The organism is Leptospiraceae bacterium (assembly GCA_016708435.1).
In the GTDB taxonomy this organism is placed as follows: Bacteria; Spirochaetota; Leptospiria; order Leptospirales; family Leptospiraceae; genus UBA2033.
In genome coordinates this window covers 43,086-63,233 of sequence record JADJFV010000002.1, presented here as the reverse complement: position 1 = coordinate 63,233, position 20,148 = coordinate 43,086, and the positions used below count along the sequence as shown (strand labels likewise).

Sequence of the window (20,148 nt, the reverse complement as noted above, 5' to 3'; positions counted from 1 at the left end):
CGACTCTCAAAATTTACTGTTTATGCTACCAGAATAACAAAGCTAAAAGATTCGTAATCGCACAATTTCATTTATCTAAAGGAAGACCAAATAATTTTTCTACTCTTTGCAAAAATTGAAATTCCTCTGAGTCTGCTCCGTCTGAACTTGCAATGATTCTAAGATTTTCCACTAATTGCTTTTTCATTTTTTCGTCTAGACCTTGAATAGCAGATAGAATTTTCTCTTCTGTAGTCTCTGCTTCTCCGAGATTTACAACTTCCTCAAATTCTATATCTGTGAATCCTTGTTTTTTTAAAATTTCTTGTGATACACTGAGTTCTTCTGCTGTCAGCTCATCATTAATTTCTACCATTTCAATACACGCCGCAATAAATCCTTGTCTTGGTGTCATTTTTATTTCCTCTAATACCAATTATACAATACAATCTTAAGACAGCAAGACAGTTATATTTTATTTGAGTTAAATTCTCCTAGCCTTCGCATGATCTCACACTCAAAATCCTGCTTTACAAGCCTTCTTTCGCAAAGTTCTTTGGATATAAAATGATTTATAAAAGAAATAGAATTTCAAGGTAAGAAAATTTTTGTTTTGGGAATATAGATAAGAGAAGATGAAGCGCGTTTTACAAATCATCGTTGTCATTTTTGTTTTGATAGGCAATTTAAACTGTAAAAAACAAGGCAATAGTTTTATTTACGCGGGTGGAGAGACTACTGTATTTGATGTTTCCTTGAATGGATTCAATCGTATTTCGACTAACGTAAAAGAAATGGACAAAATTCTCAAGTTCAATCGGGGGAATCAAGTATTTAAAGCTACATGGGCTAATGATGGTAAGACTCCATTCCAGGGTTTGGGTCCTTTGATGAATTCTAATTCGTGCAACGGTTGTCATTTTCTAGGCGGAAGAGGGAAAAATAAAGCCAAGCTAGAAACAGAATTTCATTCCATGGCTTTCAAGTTTCAAACCGATGAATTTGACAATTATGGTTTTCAGATACAAGATAAATCCATAGACCCTCGCAAGATTTCAATCGAAGCAAAGATAGATGTCACATTCATCGAAAGAGAAGGAAGGTTTCCCGATGGGGAAAAATATAGTTTGCGCGAACCCAAGTATTCCTTTTCCAATTGGAATTATGCTAAACCAAAAGAATTTTCCTTTTCTCCGAGAGTTGCTCCTGTGATCTATGGAATGGGTTTACTGAGTTTAATTCCTCACGAAGTTTTAGAATCTTTAGAAGACGTGGAAGATAAAGACAAAGATGGAATTTCTGGAAAAATAAATCGAGTCTTTAATCATAGAACTCAACAAACAGAAATAGGTAGATTTGGATGGAAAGCAAATCAACCCGATATTCATCAACTGATAGCAACTGCTTTGTTAGAAGATTTAGGAATTACATCTAGATTGTTTCCCAAACAAAATTGTTCCAAAGAAGAAGTTAAGTGCAATCAAGCACAACCTTTTGGATCTGAGATTGATCCGAATAGTTTTGAAGATTTAGAATACTATTCGCTTCTAGTTGGAGTGCCCGCTACACGAATTGCAAATGAATCTTTTTTTGCAGAAGGAAAAGATTTGTTTATAAAGATTGGTTGTGCTTCTTGCCATAAGACTGAATTTAAAACAGGGGTTAATTCAGATTATCCAGAACTCTCAAGGCAGACCATTCATCCTTATACAGATCTATTACTCCATGATATGGGCGAAGAATTATCCGATGGATTCAAAGATGGTCTTGCAAATGGAAGAGAATGGAGAACATCTCCTCTTTGGGGAATTGGATTGTATCTTTCCGTGAGCCAGCATTCTAATCTTTTACATGATGGAAGAGCAAGAGACATACAAGAAGCAATTCTATGGCATGAAGGAGAATCTAAACAAGCAAAAGAATCTTATAAGAAACTAAATAAATCGGATAGAGAAAAAGTTTTAAAATTTTTACAGTCTTTATGAATACTATGATAATAAAAACAGTTTACCTCGCATTCCTGTTTCATTCCTTACTTACACTGAGTTCAATTTCTGATAGAATGATTTTTATGGAAGACAGTGTTTTATTCTTTTGGATTTCAATTCCTATATTAGCATTTTATTGGATACTCCCAATGCTTCTATTTGTAGGACATTTTTATTTTTTGCGAGAAGGATTAGAGTCTACAATTCCGACTGAGAAATTACGCGGAGAGTTTCTACACAGAGCCTTGAATCATTTTTTAAATTATATTCTGCCTCTGATACTTTTCTTATTTCTACAAGTGCAAGCCTCTAAGTATCAAAGTATATTTCTTAGCTCCTACCATTTTTTATTTATCGCCATTGATTTGTATTTGGTAATTCTTTTTTTGCCTCAAGCGATTCGAGCAAAGGTAATTTCTGCAATGTCTATTTTTATTGTTTCTTCTTTGTATAATTATTTTTTACTCTTCGCAATTTTGGGAACTAGTTATGAGCGGGAAGGGGGACTAGTGGAAGCATTTGATAAAAGTCTTACTGTTTTGAATCCAGTCTTTCATTGTCAGTCAGAGGAATATTCTTTTTTATTTCCTAGTTTAAATCTATCCAATCAAAACTTAACCAATCAAGAAAAGAGTTTCTATAAAAGAAGTTTTAAGTATGCAAATTTGAATGGTGCATCTCTCGACCAACACTTACTCAACCAAGCCAGTTTACAAAATGCAAGCTTTATTGGTAGCAAGTGGAAGTAGTTTTTGCTTGCAATTTTTAGAGTAAGTAAGCCATTTATTCTTTTAATAAACACGGAGACAATTTTCATGAAGAAGACTTTACTATTTCTATCAATCGCTTTACTCTTTACTTTCCAATGCAAGTCAGACAAGGACAATAAACAAAAAGACAATTTAACCAAAGCTGGCACCGTTTTACTCTTATCCGCAAAGCCTACTGCGAATGGCTCGGTTGAATATACCACTGGGCTAACAATTCGTATCCCCGATGGAGTTCCTCTTAAATCTAGATTAGCGGATAATCGCATTCCTCCTTCACTAGACCTTTTAAAGAATCTAGGAATTTTCTCAGAAGCCAAAGCCTTAGAAAATGAATGGGCTTTTGTTCGTCAGTCTGCTCTTTGGGCAAATAATAATTCCGATACGATTGAGGCGATTATTGGTCCTATCAAAAAATACAATCTTCTCAGTAACCCTGGTTCTTTTCAAACAACAGTTCAAACTCCTAACGGTGGTGTTTTTATTACAAAGCTATCCGTAGATATAAATGCAAGCGTAGCCTCATCTGCTTACACAGGCAATTTAGTCTTCAAGCATAAGTTCGAAATGTGGAGATCTTCTGATAAAGCAAAAGCACTTGAAATGTTTTTTGATAGTGCAGACCAACTCACTGATAAAGGAATTTTACTCTTATACAATTTAAACATCATCGACCCTACGAATTATCCAGACAGCCTCGTATGTGAAACCTATGCCTCAAAGCAAAATGCTTCTTATCTTGGAAACACTATCGTTTCTCAAAAGCAAACCATTTCCTGGTCAGGCTCACAACAATTTTATTCCGGTGCAGACAAAGGTCGTGTAGTTTTAGAAAAAATGGACAATGATACAATCCTCTGTTTTAAATCAGTCGTTAGATTTCCAAGCAATCCTTCCTTATTCGGTCCAAACTGTGGAGCGAATACTAAGTATTATTCTCTAGCCTACAGTCAATTTTTAACTACACCAAAAAAAGAAGCTACTGCAAAACTAAGCCTAATGAACAATGGAATTGATAATACAAATGCTCAGCTATGTGGTTTAATTTCTAGAAACTATGGCTTGTTTGAAAATAGTGGATTCATTGGCGATGAAGTGACAAGTGCAAAAGTTCCTGCCTCTTATCCACAAACAAGTAGAGTAGATAAATTATTCGGCACAATCGGAACAACAGGCGCAGGAGTCTGGGACGATCTAAGCAAAGTTAAATTGGACAGTATTAGTATTCAGTTTAATAGTGTGAATACACCATAAGAAAACAGAATGGCAACAGGAATTTGGAGAATCTAAAAGAGGCATTATGAAAAACAAATACTCGCTTATTGCGATAGCACTTGGTATACTATTAGCAATTCCAACTTTGATAGAAGGGACTTCTGTTATTCTAGGGAAAGAGCAAGGCGGAATGATTGTTCTATTCTGGTTGGTTTATTACAATGTAGGTATGGCTCTTTTTTCCCTGTTCGTGGTTTATACGATATGGAAAAATCTTTCAAACAAATTGACGATGACAAGTGTTGTAGCAGTCGGACATGTTCTTGTGCTATTTGTGTTGGTTGCCATTTATCTTTCGTCAGGTCAGGTCGCAGTTAAAAGTCTTTTGGCAATGACTATGAGATCACTTGTATGGGGAACTATTTATTTTCTTGTCAGAAAAAGTATCTAGATAAGTTCAGAAATCTTCTTGGCTACGTCCTTTGGATCGAGTCCTTCTACTGGAATGTAAAAATCAGAAGACATTTGGTAGAAGGGAAGTCTTCTTTCAAGAATTTCTCGATAGGAGTTAATAGCGCTTAGCTGTGGACGCTCGGAGTCATTGATTACTTTTTCGACGAGATACTCTGTATCATGCGAAAGTCCGAATACAGTGCAGAATGATTTTAAAAGTTTCACTTTTTTTTCGCTGTAGAATTCTCTGCCGTCTTTATCAACGTCAAATAAAATTCCACCACCGCAATCCAAGATGATGTTTTTAGATTTGGAAAGCTTTTCTAGAATTTGCATTTCTAATTTACGAAAATTATTCCATTTGCCATTGTCTTTTTTGATTTGATCTGGTATTGAGATGCCACCGAGTTCGTAAACGGCAATCATATCCGTAGAAAGAACGGGCATAGATAGTAGCTTAGAAAGTTTACGGGATACTTTTGATTTGCCTACACCCCTGGGTCCGATTAATGCAATATTCATGAAAAGCCCCGAACTAAATGGATTGTAAGTCAACGATTGACTTTTGAATTTCAGGAATAGACAAGTAATAAGATTCAATGTCTGATTCTGTGATACCAAGAATTTTCACAGCCTGAGCAGATAGCTCATGTGAAATTCCTCCGATATCAATCCCAATTCCAGATATAACAGAAATCTGATTCGCAATATGAACCATAGCAACTAGCTTTGGAAATTTTATAGCGAGTTCCGGATTATGGTGATAAGCCACAACTTCTTTTAGTTCTTCAGGGAAATTCCAGGTCTCAAGTGCTTTCATTCCCACTTCCTGGTGATCGTAGCCGAAGTATTTTCGTTCTACTTCTGTGAAGCTGAGCTTAGAAGTTTTGAGTTCTTGTTTGATCTCAAGAATTTTAGAAGGGAAAAATTGAGCTAGAATTACTTTGCCAATATCGTGGAGCAAACCAGAAGTAAACGCTAAGTCCTTAGGAATATTCGTTTTCTTTTGGATAGAGATTCTCGCAGATAATTCTGCTACAACTAAAGAGTGAAGCCACATTGCCTCTGCTTCGAGTTGATAACCAGGCAAATCTTTGTTTAGAATTTTTTTGGAAGCAGTGAGTAAAATAATTTCTTTAACAGTCTTAATCCCAAGTGTCATGAGAGATTCTTGGACTGTTCGAATTGGTTTACTAGCTCGGTAGTAGGCTGAGTTCGAGAGTTTTATAATAGACGCTGTGATGGCAGGGTCTTTCGAAATTTCAGTTGCAAGGTCATGAATGGAGACTGCAGGATCTTGTATAAGTGTCATCACTTTAATTACAACATTGGACATAGGTGGTAATTTGTGGATATCCTTTAATATTATGTCGATTTGATCTTTCATATTACAATTATCTTACCTTATAAAGATATTTTTCAATGCCTGACTTTTTAAGTAGTATACGACCATCATCTAAATACAAACTAATAGTCCTGCCTTCGTGCCCACCAATGTCTTCTGCGATGATTGGGATTTTTCTTTCTGCGAAAAACTCTCTAACAATTGTTATATTGCTTTCGCCTATGTTGTTTAGAAATGCTGAGGTGATATTTTTAAACATAGAAGCTGCTCCAAAAATACGAGCAAAATATGTTCCAGGCTTACAACCTTCGTCTTCCATCATCTTTATTAACTTGGGAAGAGCGGTTTCTCCGTATTTACCTGGATTCTTGAGTTTATCACGCCCTAATGTGTCTTTAGCTAGCATGATATGGGAAATAGCACCGATTTTCAAATCTGGTTGATACAAAACCACGCCAATGCAAGAGCCAAGCGTCGTTCTTAAAATATTTGGAGATTTGGCAGCGACAATTTCTGCAATCCCCACATTGATTATTTTAGATTCTCTACTCAACATCGTTTTAATGATTAAATAAACGGAAGCATATTTACTTGTCAAGTGAGTAATTCGATTTTACAGCAAAATACTTACTGAGGATATAAAGATTACCGCCGATGGACACAGATGGACACCGATAGGAAAGATTTCTTATGGATAAAAGTAGGAAAGTGGATGGAGTCGATAAGATAGAGATATACCAAGTTGCAGTTCATGTTGCGGTTCAAGTAGCAGTTCAACTATAGTCTTGCATTTTTTAAGACTATGTTTGAACTGCAAGATGGACTGCAATAGGAACTGCTAGAATGTGTAGGGATAACCATTTTTATTTAGAAATTAGCCTAGATACTTGCTTTACGCGAAACAAGCCTAAAAGACAATAGAAAGACATTAAAAGATTACCACCGATTTCACTGAGAACACCGATAAGAATTGGAAATGCAATAACTCCATCGGTGTTAATCAGTGTCCATCGGTGGTTAAAATCCTTGTTTATAACATTGGGATTAAAGCCGTAAGAGGAGCATTTTTTTGAATACAGTCATTGAGCAAGAATCACAAAGCAAAGAGCCAATTAGAAGAATTAAAATCAACAATTCCGAAATCACAATATTAGGAACTGCGCATATAAGTCATAAGAGCGTAGAAGCTGTGCGTGAAATCATAGGAACTGAAAAACCAGATACAGTTTGTGTAGAACTCTGTAAGTCAAGAATGACTTCGATACAAGATGCAGAGCATTGGAAAAAGTTGGACATATTCAAAGTATTTAAAGAAAGAAAAATGTATTTGCTACTTGCGAGCTTGATTCTTTCTTCTTTCCAAAAGAAATTAGGAAAAGGAGAAATCAAACCAGGCGACGAACTAAAAGCCGCCATCGACGAAGGAAATAAAATCGGTGCAAAGGTTGTTCCAGTAGATAGAGAAATTCAAATTACTCTCAAACGCTCTTGGGGTAATGTTGGTTTTTTTTCTAAGATGTATTTATTATCTGCTCTCATTACTTCTCTACTTGTAAAAGAAGAAGTAAGTCCAGAAAAAATCGAAGAACTAAAAAGTGATGACGCACTCAAAGATTTATTTTCCCAATTACCACCTAGATACAACTCCATCAAAGAAGTCATCATTGACGAAAGAGATAAATACCTAGCCGAAAATATTAGACGTCAAGCGAAAGACTCAAAGAAAATCTTTGCTGTAGTAGGGGCAGGGCATTTAGAAGGAATCATGAAGCATATACTAGAAGATCAAACAATAGATCATCTAGATGAGATTCCTAAGTCAGGCATCTGGGGGAAATTACAATTAGCCATACTTCCACTTTTCATTCTTGCACTGATGGGAGCTACTTTTTATTTCAGTGGTTTTGAAGCAGGCACTGAGTTGATTAAAGAATGGATTATCTTCAAAGGAACTTTAGCTGCGTTAGGTGCACTAATCGCTCTTGCTCATCCATTATCCATTATCCTCGCTTTCATCGCTGCCCCGATTGGAAATTTTAATCCTATCATTAAGCCAGGTTGGCTTGCTGCCCTCACAGAGATTTGGATGAAGAAGCCGCTTGTCGAAGATTTCGAGCATATAGCAGACGACTCAGAACATTTCACTGGCTTCTGGAAAAACCGCGTTCTAAAAATATTCCTCGTTTTACTCTTGCCGCAAATTGGAAGTAGCATTGGAACTTTCTTGGTTACATGGAAAGGAATCAAAGGATTATTTTGATTTGTTGCTGGTGTTGAAAGAGGTATTGGCGATGGAATAGAGGATATTAAATAATAAACTCAACTATTATTTAATATCCCCTGAACATCGCTTTTCAATGACGGCAATTCACTTTCGATTACAGTATAAACTTCATTATAATCTACACCAAAGTATTTATGAATTAAAACATTGCGGAAATTCTTCTCTGTTAATGGTTGTCACAAATGATTCAATGTCTTCCATTGCTTCTAAAATGTGCTGTAAACGTATTTTATCGTTTTCGTTCATAGATAAGCTTCCAGTCTTTTTGAATTAGTGGGAAGAATAAGCGGAGATATAGAAGCAGGCGTGACTAAATCGACGTTCCTATGCAACTGATCTTCTAAATCCAATTTGTATTGTATTAGTTTCATAAAGCCAATAGATTCACTTAATTCAACTAATATATCTATGTCGCTTGTGTCTTTTTCTAATCCTTTTGCGAATGAACCAAAGAGAAAAGCCTTGTTTACTTTTTTATCTCTAAAATAATCAGAAATAGTCTGAACAAGGATTGGATTCATATTTTATATCTAAGATGCAAAAACTTCTTTCAAGAAATTTTCGCGGTTAAGATTGGATTGCCACTGTTTGTGTCTTTTAACAGATTCGATTCTTTTACGATTGCTATTTAAAGATAAGAAGCGCTTAGTTTCAACCGGTCCAAGAGATTTCATTAATGCATTCACTGCTTTGTGAACTAGAACATCTTCATCTAAAAAGGTTTCTTCTTTCATTTTATAATATCCCTTCTCTTACAATAAAGTCTTCTGGCTTTATTGCAAGCATTTTTCCTGTTATCTTCTTATTGTATTTCTTTAGAAGATTTGAATCAACTGAAATAAAATAATCTGTATGATTTTCTGCGAAAGCTAAATGTGCTGAATCTCCTATTCCAAAGCCCATTTTTTCTAATTCAAATATTCTATGTTTAATCTGCTCTTGATTTATATTCTTTTCTTCATTTCCATATTTCACTAAAAATTGTAAAAGTTCTTCTCGCTCTTCTTTTTCCTCAATTTCTTTTATTTCAAGATTATGTATTTTTGAAAAAAGCATTTTATATTTTCCTGCTTTAATTTTTTCTAAAATTAAGAATATACTGTCTGTCTCTAACTTTATTTTCATTTGAGATTGATCATCAAAGGGACGACACAAAGCACAAACATCCAAATATAGAACTTTCTTGCGGGAAACCATATCTTATATCATTTGTATCTAAAGAGAAAAAACAATCTATTTTTGTGTTGGATGGATTCTATTTTGTCCGAGGTTTGCCGTATACTTATAGAAATAGGAGAAAAACAAATGTCACAATGGTCAGATGAATTAATTCAAACAACAAGAGAATACTTTGAAACAACAAAAGCAGGTTTAATGAAAGGCGGCAGTGGGCGATTTGGAATTGCTAATAAATTAAAGAATGGAGCGGTTTCTGTTATTAGCCAAAAGGACGTTTCTCAATCATGGAACTATGATAGCGTTGAAGCAATGATTGAAGATGGTTGGGTTGTGGATTAATGTTGAATTTTTAATGATGGATAATGAATGGAAGAGGGCATTATTGTGGTAACTCTGTATTAACCACGAAGTTGTTTATTAGTTGTCATCCCCGAAACCTGCCCAGCGATGAATCACAGTTCAGACATTTGCTCTAACAATTAGCGTCACGTTCGATACGATTCCGATTATAAATTAGCTACAATGCTTTCATATTATAATCGGAATCACTCGCTGTTACTAGTGACCGGCTCTTTTTCACTTCTCATTCAAAATTAAGAATTCAAAATAAACAAAACCCTATTCGTGGTAATCTTTAAATATTCACCGTTTCATCCTTCAATTCCGATTTCCCGATAGCGGATACTTTGCGTAACTCGCCGGTGGTGTTTTTAATCACTACATCCCCTTTTAGAACTAAGTGGGTGTCGAATTCGACTTCACCTTCTACTTTGAGAGAATTGCAGAGAACGAGAGATGGATAGACTTTAAATAGTTTTTCGAAGGACTTGATTTTTTTGTAATACTTGTCATCGAGGCTAACAAGGTTTTCACTTAAGCCCGCTTGTTTTCGAACTGGATTCATCGTGAGAGAAAAATCTTCATTTAATATATATGCATCGGAGCGGCGAATGAGATAGTCTTCGCATTTTTTTACAGGTGCGAAACGGTCTCTTGGGATGATTATTCCTTTTGTTTTGTGGAAACTTCCAATTGCGGAACCCATTGCGGTTTCTAGTTGTAATACATCTTTGCCGTCTACTACTTTTGGATTTACAATGAGTGAGAGGGAAGGAGGCTTCTTTTCTATGAGTGAGGCTAATGCGCGTAAGTTTACCCATAGATTGTTCGTAGAGAAAGTTCTAAATTTTCCCATTCCGGAGAATTCTGGTTCGTTTTCTTTTGGGACTTGCGCTGTTTCTAAAAGTTCTAATCCTACAAACTTACCATCTATGAGCTTACGGTAAATTGCCCCACCTTTTGTATCGGCGAGTGTCTTAGGAGTCATCTCCATCGCAAATTCTAATCCTGCATCTACTAAGTATTCTAAGATCGCAGGTTCAATCGTTGCACCTAGATTGTCTCCATTCGAAATAAATGCGTATTCAAATCCATCGCTTATGAGCTTATCTAAAATGCCTGTCTCTTTGAGTGAGAGGTAAATATCGCCATGCCCCGGCGGACACCATTCTTCTTTTTTGTCCGTGAGGGTAATCGGTGTTAAGTCTGCTTGAATAAGTCTTGGAACTTTATTTTGTAAAAAGGTAGTTGTAATTTTTTGTGTGAATCCAGCATTTTTTAGTTCTTCTAGTGAGTCTGTTTCTGTGTTATAAGAATTCATTAGAATCAGTGGAATCTCGACACCATATTTTTTTCTCATGAATGTAACTTGGCTTGCTACGATTTTTAAAAAAGACATTCCATCTTTGATTGGAATCAGAGACTTAGCTTTTTCTAGTCCCATAGAAGTTCCAAGTCCACCGTTGAGTTTAATCACGACTAGCTTCGAAAGAGTTTCTTTTTTGATTGTATATTTCTTTCGGAGGACTTCCAAATCAATTTCATCTTTATCGGGATCTAAGTCGCCTATCGTTTCCCATTTGACCTTACCCGTTTCTCCCGTTCTGACTTTTTCTACTTTTGTAAGAAAGTCTTGAATGAGTAATTCACTCAAACCTTCTTTTTTCATTTTCTCTGTAATTAATATTTCGTGTTTCATTTGATCCATTTTACTACATTCCCTTGATAATATTTTTCTGAAAATTCTCCAAGCTCTATTCGATATGGTTTTTCGTCATCACTTGGATTGTGAATTAATTTTACAATAATGTCTTTGCCTTCTTCGCTTTCTGTTTTCACTCCATCGACCATACTGACCCTAGGAATAAAAACTGGAAAGAATACATATATTCCAATTGTTTTTGCTTATTTTTTACAACCATAATTCCCTTGCCAAGTAAATCTTTTTTTACAATCTTTTTAAATTCAATCGGGTAGGTATCATCCCATGTTTTTTTAAATGTATCATCAATTTTCTTATAGGAAATGATTTCATTTGCAAAGGCAGACCCAAAGTAAAAAGGGGTTTAATTTAGATTATTCTTTAGAGGGTTCAGGCTTTTCTGAATCCTCTGGAGCTTCCGGATTATCTATCTTAGCCTCTACTGGTTCATCTGTAGTAGTTGGAACAGCATCCGTTTTAATCTTAGGCTGACTTTCGCTACCAACAGGACTTTCTGGCTCAAGACTACTAGGAAAAAATTTCTTCATTAAGTCATCCACTATCGTATGCTCATCTGCCATATGGAAGAATTGACATCCAATGCGAAAAAGTTTTTCTAGAGGCTTAATATTACGCACAACGGCTCTAAATGTTCCAAGGCTCTTGTCTTCTTCATACATATCAAAAAGAATCGTCCCGCCGATAGAAAACAATTTACCAAAATGCTTTGATTGAGGATGAGAAAAACTAAAACCACTTCCACTGATATCAAGAATGGCTGATTTTAATCTGGACTCATTGAAAATATCTGCTTCTTCAATTTCTTTACAGAATTTTTCAGCAGCTAAGAGAACTAATTTGTAGTCATTCAAATCAGTCTTTTCTAAATTTAAGATTTGCAAATATCCATAGACAACTATATTTCTATATTTTAAAGGCACGCAGATTTCGGACATGAATTTGCTCAACCCTTTGCCCTGTCGCATCAAATGAACATGCTCACTAAAAGGGATAAATTCATCCGTCACACTTTCCGGAGATTTAGTATCAGGGACAAATATATGTTTGCCGGTATCTACCAACATACGCGCTCTAGTATCCATCCTCTCATGCACAAAAAATTCTACCTCTGTAAATTTAGCTTTGAGTTTTTGAATATAGGGCTTCATAAAACTTTCTACTTTCATTGCGTCATCCGATAGATCATGCGGAACCATTGCTTGACTGATTACATTTGTAATGTAAATTGGAGCTTTAGAAGCTTGATAACGATTGGTAGTTCGTGTTGCCGGCTTGATTATGAGTGAGACTGGATTAAGAAGTTCAATTCCTCTTGGGTCTTTTGTATTGACTTTAAACGTGAAGCGCAAAAGATTTCCTGCATTAGTGAGTAGCAAAAATCGCTCTGTAGGATTCGGGTTGTTATCCGGAGATTGGATGAGCACGCCTAAATTCTTCATTGCAATGACTTTGACTTGCTTAGGCTTTCCATCTACAATTATGTAAACAGGGAATTGTTTAAAAAGAGTTTCAGTCATTTTAAAAATGGTAGCCGGATCTGTGATTTCTTTTATTTCCATAATTCTTTGCGCAAAATTTTTTTTTTGCCCTATTTCCACCATCTACTTAGGAAGGTATTTTTAAAACAAATTTTTTTCTACTGCTTACCAATATTCTTCCTTGCTGATTTAGGAATCTTTTCTAATCTGTAAGTATGGCTGATTTAAAAACACTTGGAAAATATTACCTCCTCTCCTCTTTACCTGTTCTTTATAGTCTATCTGATTCTGAAAAAAGCTACATCGCAGAGAAAGCTGTCATAAAAGACATTAAACGACATGAGTTTCTGTATCAACAAGGACATACCTGTGAATATTTTTATATTATCATCAATGGAAGTATTGAGTTACAGAAAACGATAAAAATTGGAGAAGAAGAAAAACAGATGTCGGTAGAGGTAATGCGTAAAGGAGATTTTCTTGGCATTGTTTCTCTCATGGGAAATAAACCTCATACTTTTTCTGCAGTTGCGTTAGGCGATGTAAGACTTTTTCTAATTTCACCGGATGACTTCAATGATATCATCGCAAAAATTCCTTCCCTCGGAGTTGTAATCAGTCGTGTTCTAACACGACGCGTTAAGGCAACCCCGGATGAACTTAACCGCAAAATCATTGAGTCAAATGTAATCGCTGTTTATTGCAAAACAAATCCACATCTTGGTGCACAATTTTCGTTGGAACTTTCGGAGCATATCATTGATCAGACTTCTAAAAAATCCATCGTATTAAGATTTAACAAAAAAAAAGAAATGCTCATACGCTCTGTCTCTAAAATTAAAAATTACGAATTCGATGATATAAGTGAAATTATAGAGCAGTATCGTAAATATATGTATTCGTATCATTTTATCATTTTAGATTTGCCTGAAGATAAACAAGAGTTATGCGAAGCATTGCTAAAAGAATCAGATCATTGCTATCTGATCACAGAAAAAGAGGTTAAAGACCCAAAAGATTTCTTAGAACAACATAATCTAGATAAAACAAATGATGCAAACTTCTTAACCAATATAGTTTTAAAAGAGCCAGTTAAAAGTTCTGAGCTAAATACTTTGACTCGAAAAATTGCGCGCAAAATAACAGGTATGCGCTTAGGCATTGCTCTCGGAGGAGGAGCCGCTTTTGGACTATCTCAGATAGGTGTTCTCAAAGTATTAGAAAGAGAAGGCATTACAGTGGATATGGTTTCTGGAACAAGTATTGGTTCCCTCGTAGGTGCTCTCTGGGCTAGTGGGGTTAGTGCGGCTAATATAGAGAAAGCGACAGAGGAGTTCGATTCTCTTTTTAATATGTTTAAACTATTTGATTTTTCTATGATGCCCTCCAAAGGTCTGATTACAGGAAATAATATCCGTAAATTTCTAGAAGGATTTTTAGATCACAAGACATTTAACGACTTGCCCATAGAGCTAAGAACAATTACCTGCGATATCAATACAAGAGAAGAAATTGTTTCAAAAGAAGGGTCAGTAGTCGATGCTGTTATGGCAAGCACTGCAATTCCAGGACTATTTAATCCTTTGATTACCGACAAGGGAGTATTTGTCGATGGCGGGGTAGTAAATCCTTTGCCGGTGAGTGCGCTTACCATTGAAGGAATTCAGCGGATAATCGCCGTTAATGCCATGCCTTCCCCCGAAGACGTTGTAAAGTCCAATAAGAAGGATCAATCTCTTATGGATATTTTCATCAATAGTTTTTATTCGCTTCAATATAGACTTTGCAAGTATTCATTCCAAAGTTCGGACGTTTATATGAGCCCAATACTACCGAATTCTTCCTGGTATGAATTCTATCGCGCAAAGGAATTCATTGCGTTAGGCGAAAAGGTATGCGAGGAAAATATAAAAGAAATTCGAAACCTGGCATTTAAGAGTATTTAAAGAAATTACCAACGATAACAAATATAAGTTTTAAATCAATAGAGTTGTTATTAAATTAAAAATGTCATGGTGAGCCTGTCGAATCCATACTAAATATAAATAGTATCCTTCGACCCTTCGATAAACTCAGGGCAGGCTCAGGATGACATTGAGCTAAATTTCTAATCGGTATTCATTAGCTCAATCTAGCGCCTATTCTAGAATGTCTTTCTTCTCCTCTGTTGATGAGTGCTTTTTGGAAGAGGGCTAGCGAGCCAATGAGAGTGACCGATTTTTTTGCGCGAGTAATGCCAGTGTATAGGATTCGAACATTCAAAAGAGAATCTGGATTTTCCATTTCAGCGGGAATTAATATACATACATGCTCGTATTCAGAGCCCTGGCTTTTGTGAATTGTGATGGCATAGGCAGAATCAAAGTATTGTCGATAGGAACCAGGAATTGGAACAGGTTTTTTTTCTGTAGACAGAAAAGAATAAGAGCCATTAGCCTCTACTAAGTATCCAGTTTCTCCGTTGAATAATTCCATACTGTATAGATTACTATTTACAATGACCGGCAATTTATAATTAGCCGAAGGAGTCTTCGCGATTTCCGTTTCCAAAAACGGGTTTAGGTTCTTTACTCCTATCTTTGTTTCGTTGTAAGGAGTAAGGATTTGACTCGAATCTCCAAGATTTGCAATTTGTTTATACCAGAGAAGGGCAAGATTGACAGTGTCCTCGTCCTTACTTGTTTCAAAGAAACTTACGCCGGAACTGATTTGAGTCAATTCTTTTCGGATTGAAATGTTCTTCAGAAGTAAACCTAGATTATCCTCTGAATTCAAACTTTGGATTTCTTTGGCTAGAGATTTAATTTCTTCGCCTTCGCTAGTTTGCCTAAAAGATTGGGTGAGTTTAAAAACATTTTTATTCAGCAAGATAAAATCGGAAAACACAGAGCCAGAGTTCACAGAGAGAAGTTGATCTGGATCTCCTACAAAAATAATCCGTTTGTCCTTATCCGCATTGGGAAAAGCTTCGAGCAGAGCCTTCAAAATAAATATGTCAATCATAGAGGATTCATCTATGATAATCAGCTTTTTTTGAATCGGATTCTCTGCGTTAAACTTATATTTGCCACTAGATGGGTTGTAGCCCAGAAAACGATGAATCGTGCTTGGCGCTTGTAGAGACTGCTCTTTAGTGAGTAGAGATTGACAACTTTCACGTAAACGCTTTGCCGCTTTCCCTGTCGGCGCAAGAATCGCAATCGACTCAGGGGTAATTCCATTTTCAATTCCAGATCGTAAGATCGCCTGGATAATCGTTGTTTTCCCCGTTCCCGGACCACCCGATAAAAAAGAAATTGAGTTTTGAAAAATACTATTTACAATCGTTACTTGCTCTTCGGAAAGATTTTTATCTTTATATACTTTGAATTTTTCCTTGAACTTAAAATCGAAGAATTCTAGTAGATGGTCACAGACAGCGACTTCTGTGTGATAGAGGTAGGTAAGGTAAATCATTTCCTCTTCTTCGAATAAGAGCGAATTGTCTCTATTGGCAGCAAAATAATTCGCCCAGGACTTTTCTATTTCAAGGCTTGGATTTTTTTCTAAGATGAATTTGATTAAATCTGCTTTGGGAACACATAGACCGCCGACTTCTTCTGCATTGATTAACTTTAACACAGTCCAAAAAAGAACTTCATCTATTTCTGGATCAGAAAAATGCTTTAATGTTTTAAAGAGAGCTGACCTAGAAAATTCTTTGTCTTTTAAATTTAATTTTTCGAGGAATAGAAATTTCTTTGCGTTGGCTTTCCCAATTTTTCTATTCTTATAAGCAAGATCAAATTTGATTCTAGCTCTTCCCAGCCCGCGAATTACTCCCGGTATAATTCCAGAGCTCATATTATTTCTCCAAATCCTTTTTGAATGCTAAAATTTCTTCGTAAGTTGGTTTGACTAGAAGCGAACCTTGCTTATCCTCTTTTACTCTCATAAAAACAAAGAGCATTCCCCCAAACTTTTTCTCCCAATACTCTTTTTTGTTTTCTTTCTTCGGAGTAATATTATCAATTAGATTCATGCTATAGATCATGTATTGATAGAAGTAAGAGTCTTTTACTTTTTTCTCCAGGATAGCGTCTATCGTTTCCTCTTCGTTTGGTTTAATTAAATTTGTCTTCCAATCGAGTAGATAGTATTTGTCATTCCAATAAAACATTCCATCCCCAATTCCAACTAGAAAATCAATCTTACTCGATTGCAATTTATAAAAGAATGATTTTTCTCGCGTTAAGTATTTCCAGTCTTGAATCTTAGCAAATTCTGTCTTTGCCGCATTCATTGGATAGGATTTTGTAAGAGTAGAATAACAAAATTCAATCGCGTCTTTGCTAGTATAATCAACAATTTCATTGAGCCCCGTTGTTGGATAATATGCATTAACCATTCGCTTTACTTCAGATTCTATCATTTTTTCATCTGACAAAATCTGTAGATCGAAATTTTCCATCACAGCGTGACAGAGAAGTCCGAAAGTCGTTCCCCTTTTGTCAGAGCTAATGGTAAATGGCGCATTATCGGCATTTTCCGGTGCGACTTTTTTTTCACTGCTTGTTTTTTCTTTTACAAATTCTTCTTCAGGCTCTAGGTGTCTTGCAATCGAAGAGTAAGATTGAACTTTGATTCCTGCCTTGCTATACATTTCAGCAGGAGATATATGAGTCATTTGAATTGGTTCAAACTGAATAGATGTAGGTTTTTTTTCTTTCACGGTTGAAATCTCTTTCTTTGCTTTCGGACGCTTTGCATTTATGAAATTTTCAGCTAGGTTTTCATTGATATATTTTTTAATATTATCAGGAGAGAAAGCTTTTTCGATTAACGCTCGCAAAGAACCAGAAGAATTTTTTTTAGGCATCGAATGAAGCGGCAAAACAAGATAATCCCTCGCGCGGGTAAAGGCAACATAGAGTAGTCGATCTTTTTCTTGAAGAAGTTCCTCGTCGTCCTTGCTTTTTAATTCCTCAAATTCAGGTGTCTTGACATCGCCTAATTCGCCTAACGTAAGTTTCATATCTACCGACAAGGGAGATTGCCTTAGTAAACTATCCCCGATATACAGAGTCTTTTTATTTTGACTTTTCCCTCCCGCCAAATTGAACAAAATGCAAACAGGAAATTCTAATCCCTTTGACACATGCATTGTCATCAACTGAACGGAATTAAACGAATCATCCTTCTTATCACTGTCTAATTTCATTTCTTGGTCAACAGAATTCTCTACATTCCGTTTGAGGTTACGCACGATTTCCCCGAAGCTTAAATTTTCTGTTAGTTGAGTATAGCTGAGCATTTCAGACAGATGATAAATATTAGCTAGGTTTCTCTTTCCGTCAAATCCAATCGAAAGAACTTCTAGAATTTGATTTTCGCGTAATATTTCATGCAGAGTATAAGCGATGTCTTTCGTATAACGGTTCTCGTGAGCTTTGCGAAGGGATTCGTAGATTGTATTGATTTCTGAAAACTTTGAATCAAACAAATACGAAAGTTCTCCTGCCTCAGATAGTTCATATAAAACGCTTTCCGAAATTAAAAATAAATCCGAAGCGAGTGTCTTATAAAGTGATGCGGAATCATTTGGATTTTCTACCGCATGGAGCAAATGAGAAATAGCCTGCACAATCTTATGGCTATAAAACAAAGTGCTCTTGTATATATTGGCTGAAATTGCATTCTTGGAAAATTCTCGAAGCAGTAGATTTAAGTTATCTTTGGTGTAGGCAAGAATTGCTATATCGGAATATTTAATTCTCCGATACTCTTTGGTTTCTTTTTCTAGTATCAGATATTCGTCATTATCCGTTATCGTATGAATAGTCTTAATGATTTCTTTTATGGAAGCATCGCGTAAACTGTCTGCACCAAAATCGTCGCCCGTATCCGTTTGAGTCAATGGTTGATTGTTCTCATCTAGCCCAAGAAGGATGAGAGGAGGTTTTGTTTTAGGTTCATTCGTTCGACTTGGATTTACGGGGCTATAAATTTTGGATAAATTCTCAAACTGAGGGAAAATACGATTAAGCACTTCCACTAGACGCGTAGAACTTCTAAAAGATATGTCTAATCTTAGATCTTGCTTGCCCACTAATCTATTGACTGCAGCGGCATATGAGCGTAAGTCGGCATCTCTAAATCGGTAAATGGATTGCTTGGGGTCACCCACCAAAATAATTCCTTTGGAAAGACCGGAAAAGAGTTCTGTCACTAGATCAATCTGAATTGGATTTGTATCCTGGCATTCATCTAGAATTAAATAATCTACACTGTTTTGAATTTGTTTTTTTACTTCGGGAAAATTTATTAGAAGTTTTCGAGTAAGTAAAATCAATCCATCGACAGTAACTGTATCTTGTGAAAATAAAAATTTTTCAAAATCTTCTATCAGTTCATTTGCATAAGTGAAAATTGGATTAAAGAGTTCAACTGAAGAGTTTTTTTCTAATGCCTCGATTATACGTTCAATTAGAGTAACTAATTCCCGTTCGGAAACTGAGCATGCTTTAATTAAAAATTCTCTCACGTCGTCAGTAAGTCTTAACTTCTTGGACTTTATATCTTTTGTTAAACAAGCCAGTTTTAATTCGAGGAATATTTCATTATCGCTTGTAAAGGTTTTAGCTTGAAAAGCTTGAAGCTTATTACTATAAGCAGTTTTTTTTGTCGGCAAATTCGCATTATCCAGCAAAGTCATCAAATAAGATAGATCTTTTTTTAAGCGTTCACCATCTGACTTATCGAGGAGCTTGATTTTATTGCCACCGGTTTTTGCTGTTAGCTCCACTAGAATGGATTTGAATTTTGGAAAATCAACTTTTCGCAAAAGAGCGATTAACTCCTCGGAATCGTCTTTTTCGATTTTCCACCAGAATTTTTTAAAATAGGTTTCAATTTCCTCAGACACATTTCGGATTTCTCCGAACTTAGCAGATAACCCGAGAACAAGAGAATGTTTTTTTAAAATAGATCTACAAAAATGATGAATCGTTCCAATGTTGGCATTTGGCAAAAGCTCTAAAGCTTCTTCCAATTGGTCTTTTTTTTCTTGGGCTAGGTTTGGAATTTCGATGGAGCGAATGAGTTCTTTGCGAATTCGGTCTTGTAATTCGGCGGCGGCTTTTTCTGTGAAGGTAAGAACTGCAACTTTTTCTATCGAGACTCCGCCTTCAATGAATTGGGGAATCATATGCTCGATCGTGTAAGTTTTTCCAGTTCCCGCCGAGGCTTCGATGACGACGTGGTTGTTTTTTTGCTCATCGAATCTGTATTCTTTGCTACTACTCAATTTTTTTACTATCCACTTCACAAAGATTCTATCGTTTAACATAAACTCAAACGTTTTTTTCTTCTAAAAATAATTCATATTAGGAAATGGTAAAATAAGTAGAGTCTAAACCT

The 20,148-nt window shown here is 35.8% G+C and carries 20 protein-coding genes; 7 read left to right on the top strand and 13 right to left on the bottom strand.

The genetic code is table 11. The features are described 5' to 3' along the window. Window positions 1-67: 67 nt before the first annotated feature. On the bottom strand, window positions 68-394 hold the full coding sequence (locus IPH52_05680) for a TerB family tellurite resistance protein (protein ID MBK7054532.1): 327 nt from the start codon (window positions 392-394) through the stop codon (window positions 68-70). Between the two features lie 220 nt (window positions 395-614). Between IPH52_05680 and IPH52_05675 the strand changes: the two genes are divergently transcribed. The 4 genes from IPH52_05675 (at window position 615) to IPH52_05660 (ending at window position 4,400) form a co-directional block, all read left to right on the top strand. Then, on the top strand, window positions 615-1,964 hold the full coding sequence (locus IPH52_05675) for a c-type cytochrome (protein MBK7054531.1): 1,350 nt from the start codon (window positions 615-617) through the stop codon (window positions 1,962-1,964). 5 nt (window positions 1,965-1,969) lie between these two features. Then, window positions 1,970-2,716 carry a hypothetical protein gene (locus IPH52_05670; GenBank protein MBK7054530.1) on the top strand — a complete coding sequence of 249 codons (747 nt, stop codon included), beginning with the start codon at window positions 1,970-1,972 and terminating at the stop codon, window positions 2,714-2,716. A 66-nt stretch (window positions 2,717-2,782) separates the two neighbouring features. After that, the gene (locus IPH52_05665) at window positions 2,783-3,988 is read left to right on the top strand and encodes a hypothetical protein (protein MBK7054529.1); all 1,206 of its coding nucleotides are present in this window, start codon (window positions 2,783-2,785) and stop codon (window positions 3,986-3,988) included. A 46-nt stretch (window positions 3,989-4,034) separates the two neighbouring features. Further along, the gene (locus IPH52_05660) at window positions 4,035-4,400 is read left to right on the top strand and encodes a hypothetical protein (protein ID MBK7054528.1); all 366 of its coding nucleotides are present in this window, start codon (window positions 4,035-4,037) and stop codon (window positions 4,398-4,400) included. On the opposite strand, the gene IPH52_05655 is transcribed toward IPH52_05660, so the two are convergent. From IPH52_05655 to IPH52_05645, 3 genes are read right to left on the bottom strand one after another with little or no spacing between them, the layout of a single operon-like run. Further along, window positions 4,397-4,924 carry a shikimate kinase gene (locus tag IPH52_05655; GenBank protein MBK7054527.1) on the bottom strand — a complete coding sequence of 176 codons (528 nt, stop codon included), beginning with the start codon at window positions 4,922-4,924 and terminating at the stop codon, window positions 4,397-4,399. The two genes, IPH52_05660 and IPH52_05655, sit on opposite strands and share 4 nt — an antisense overlap. Window positions 4,925-4,937: 13 nt before the next feature. Continuing rightward, window positions 4,938-5,789 (bottom strand): HDOD domain-containing protein, encoded by an 852-nt coding sequence (locus IPH52_05650; protein ID MBK7054526.1) that lies wholly within the window; start codon window positions 5,787-5,789, stop codon window positions 4,938-4,940. A 7-nt stretch (window positions 5,790-5,796) separates the two neighbouring features. Further along, the gene (locus tag IPH52_05645; protein ID MBK7054525.1) at window positions 5,797-6,303 is read right to left on the bottom strand and encodes a chemotaxis protein CheD; all 507 of its coding nucleotides are present in this window, start codon (window positions 6,301-6,303) and stop codon (window positions 5,797-5,799) included. 507 nt (window positions 6,304-6,810) lie between these two features. Between IPH52_05645 and IPH52_05640 the strand changes: the two genes are divergently transcribed. Further along, on the top strand, window positions 6,811-8,007 hold the full coding sequence (locus tag IPH52_05640; protein ID MBK7054524.1) for a TraB/GumN family protein: 1,197 nt from the start codon (window positions 6,811-6,813) through the stop codon (window positions 8,005-8,007). 59 nt (window positions 8,008-8,066) lie between these two features. On the opposite strand, the gene IPH52_05635 is transcribed toward IPH52_05640, so the two are convergent. The 4 genes from IPH52_05635 to IPH52_05620 all read right to left on the bottom strand — a co-directional run bounded on the left by IPH52_05635 (window position 8,067) and on the right by IPH52_05620 (window position 9,201). Further along, the gene (locus IPH52_05635; GenBank protein ID MBK7054523.1) at window positions 8,067-8,171 is read right to left on the bottom strand and encodes a hypothetical protein; all 105 of its coding nucleotides are present in this window, start codon (window positions 8,169-8,171) and stop codon (window positions 8,067-8,069) included. 102 nt (window positions 8,172-8,273) lie between these two features. Then, entirely contained in the window at window positions 8,274-8,552 is a 279-nt protein-coding gene (locus IPH52_05630; GenBank protein MBK7054522.1) for a nucleotidyltransferase domain-containing protein, read from the bottom strand. A gap of 9 nt (window positions 8,553-8,561) precedes the next feature. Next, a complete protein-coding gene (locus tag IPH52_05625; GenBank protein MBK7054521.1) occupies window positions 8,562-8,765 on the bottom strand; it encodes a hypothetical protein in 204 nt (67 codons plus the stop codon). A gap of 1 nt (window position 8,766) precedes the next feature. Then, window positions 8,767-9,201: a hypothetical protein gene (locus tag IPH52_05620; protein ID MBK7054520.1), complete on the bottom strand. Its 435-nt coding sequence runs from the start codon at window positions 9,199-9,201 to the stop codon at window positions 8,767-8,769. A gap of 135 nt (window positions 9,202-9,336) precedes the next feature. On the opposite strand from IPH52_05620, the gene IPH52_05615 reads away from it, so the two are divergent. After that, window positions 9,337-9,549: a hypothetical protein gene (locus tag IPH52_05615; protein ID MBK7054519.1), complete on the top strand. Its 213-nt coding sequence runs from the start codon at window positions 9,337-9,339 to the stop codon at window positions 9,547-9,549. Window positions 9,550-9,844: 295 nt separating this feature from the next. Here IPH52_05615 and IPH52_05610 read toward each other — a convergent pair whose 3' ends face one another. From IPH52_05610 to IPH52_05600, 3 genes are all read right to left on the bottom strand, one after another. Then, window positions 9,845-11,257 carry a UTP--glucose-1-phosphate uridylyltransferase gene (locus tag IPH52_05610; GenBank protein MBK7054518.1) on the bottom strand — a complete coding sequence of 471 codons (1,413 nt, stop codon included), beginning with the start codon at window positions 11,255-11,257 and terminating at the stop codon, window positions 9,845-9,847. Then, entirely contained in the window at window positions 11,245-11,400 is a 156-nt protein-coding gene (locus IPH52_05605; protein ID MBK7054517.1) for a hypothetical protein, read from the bottom strand. The genes IPH52_05610 and IPH52_05605 overlap by 13 nt, the downstream gene beginning before the upstream one ends. A gap of 225 nt (window positions 11,401-11,625) precedes the next feature. Continuing rightward, the gene (locus IPH52_05600) at window positions 11,626-12,831 is read right to left on the bottom strand and encodes a PilZ domain-containing protein (protein MBK7054516.1); all 1,206 of its coding nucleotides are present in this window, start codon (window positions 12,829-12,831) and stop codon (window positions 11,626-11,628) included. A gap of 134 nt (window positions 12,832-12,965) precedes the next feature. Between IPH52_05600 and IPH52_05595 the strand changes: the two genes are divergently transcribed. Further along, the gene (locus IPH52_05595) at window positions 12,966-14,696 is read left to right on the top strand and encodes a patatin-like phospholipase family protein (protein MBK7054515.1); all 1,731 of its coding nucleotides are present in this window, start codon (window positions 12,966-12,968) and stop codon (window positions 14,694-14,696) included. Window positions 14,697-14,871: 175 nt separating this feature from the next. Here the strand turns inward: IPH52_05595 and IPH52_05590 are convergent, their stop codons facing one another. Both IPH52_05590 and IPH52_05585 read right to left on the bottom strand, forming a co-directional pair. After that, window positions 14,872-16,593: an AAA family ATPase gene (locus IPH52_05590; protein MBK7054514.1), complete on the bottom strand. Its 1,722-nt coding sequence runs from the start codon at window positions 16,591-16,593 to the stop codon at window positions 14,872-14,874. A 1-nt stretch (window position 16,594) separates the two neighbouring features. Continuing rightward, window positions 16,595-20,077 (bottom strand): UvrD-helicase domain-containing protein, encoded by a 3,483-nt coding sequence (locus IPH52_05585; GenBank protein MBK7054513.1) that lies wholly within the window; start codon window positions 20,075-20,077, stop codon window positions 16,595-16,597. Between the last annotated feature and the right edge of the window lie 71 nt (window positions 20,078-20,148).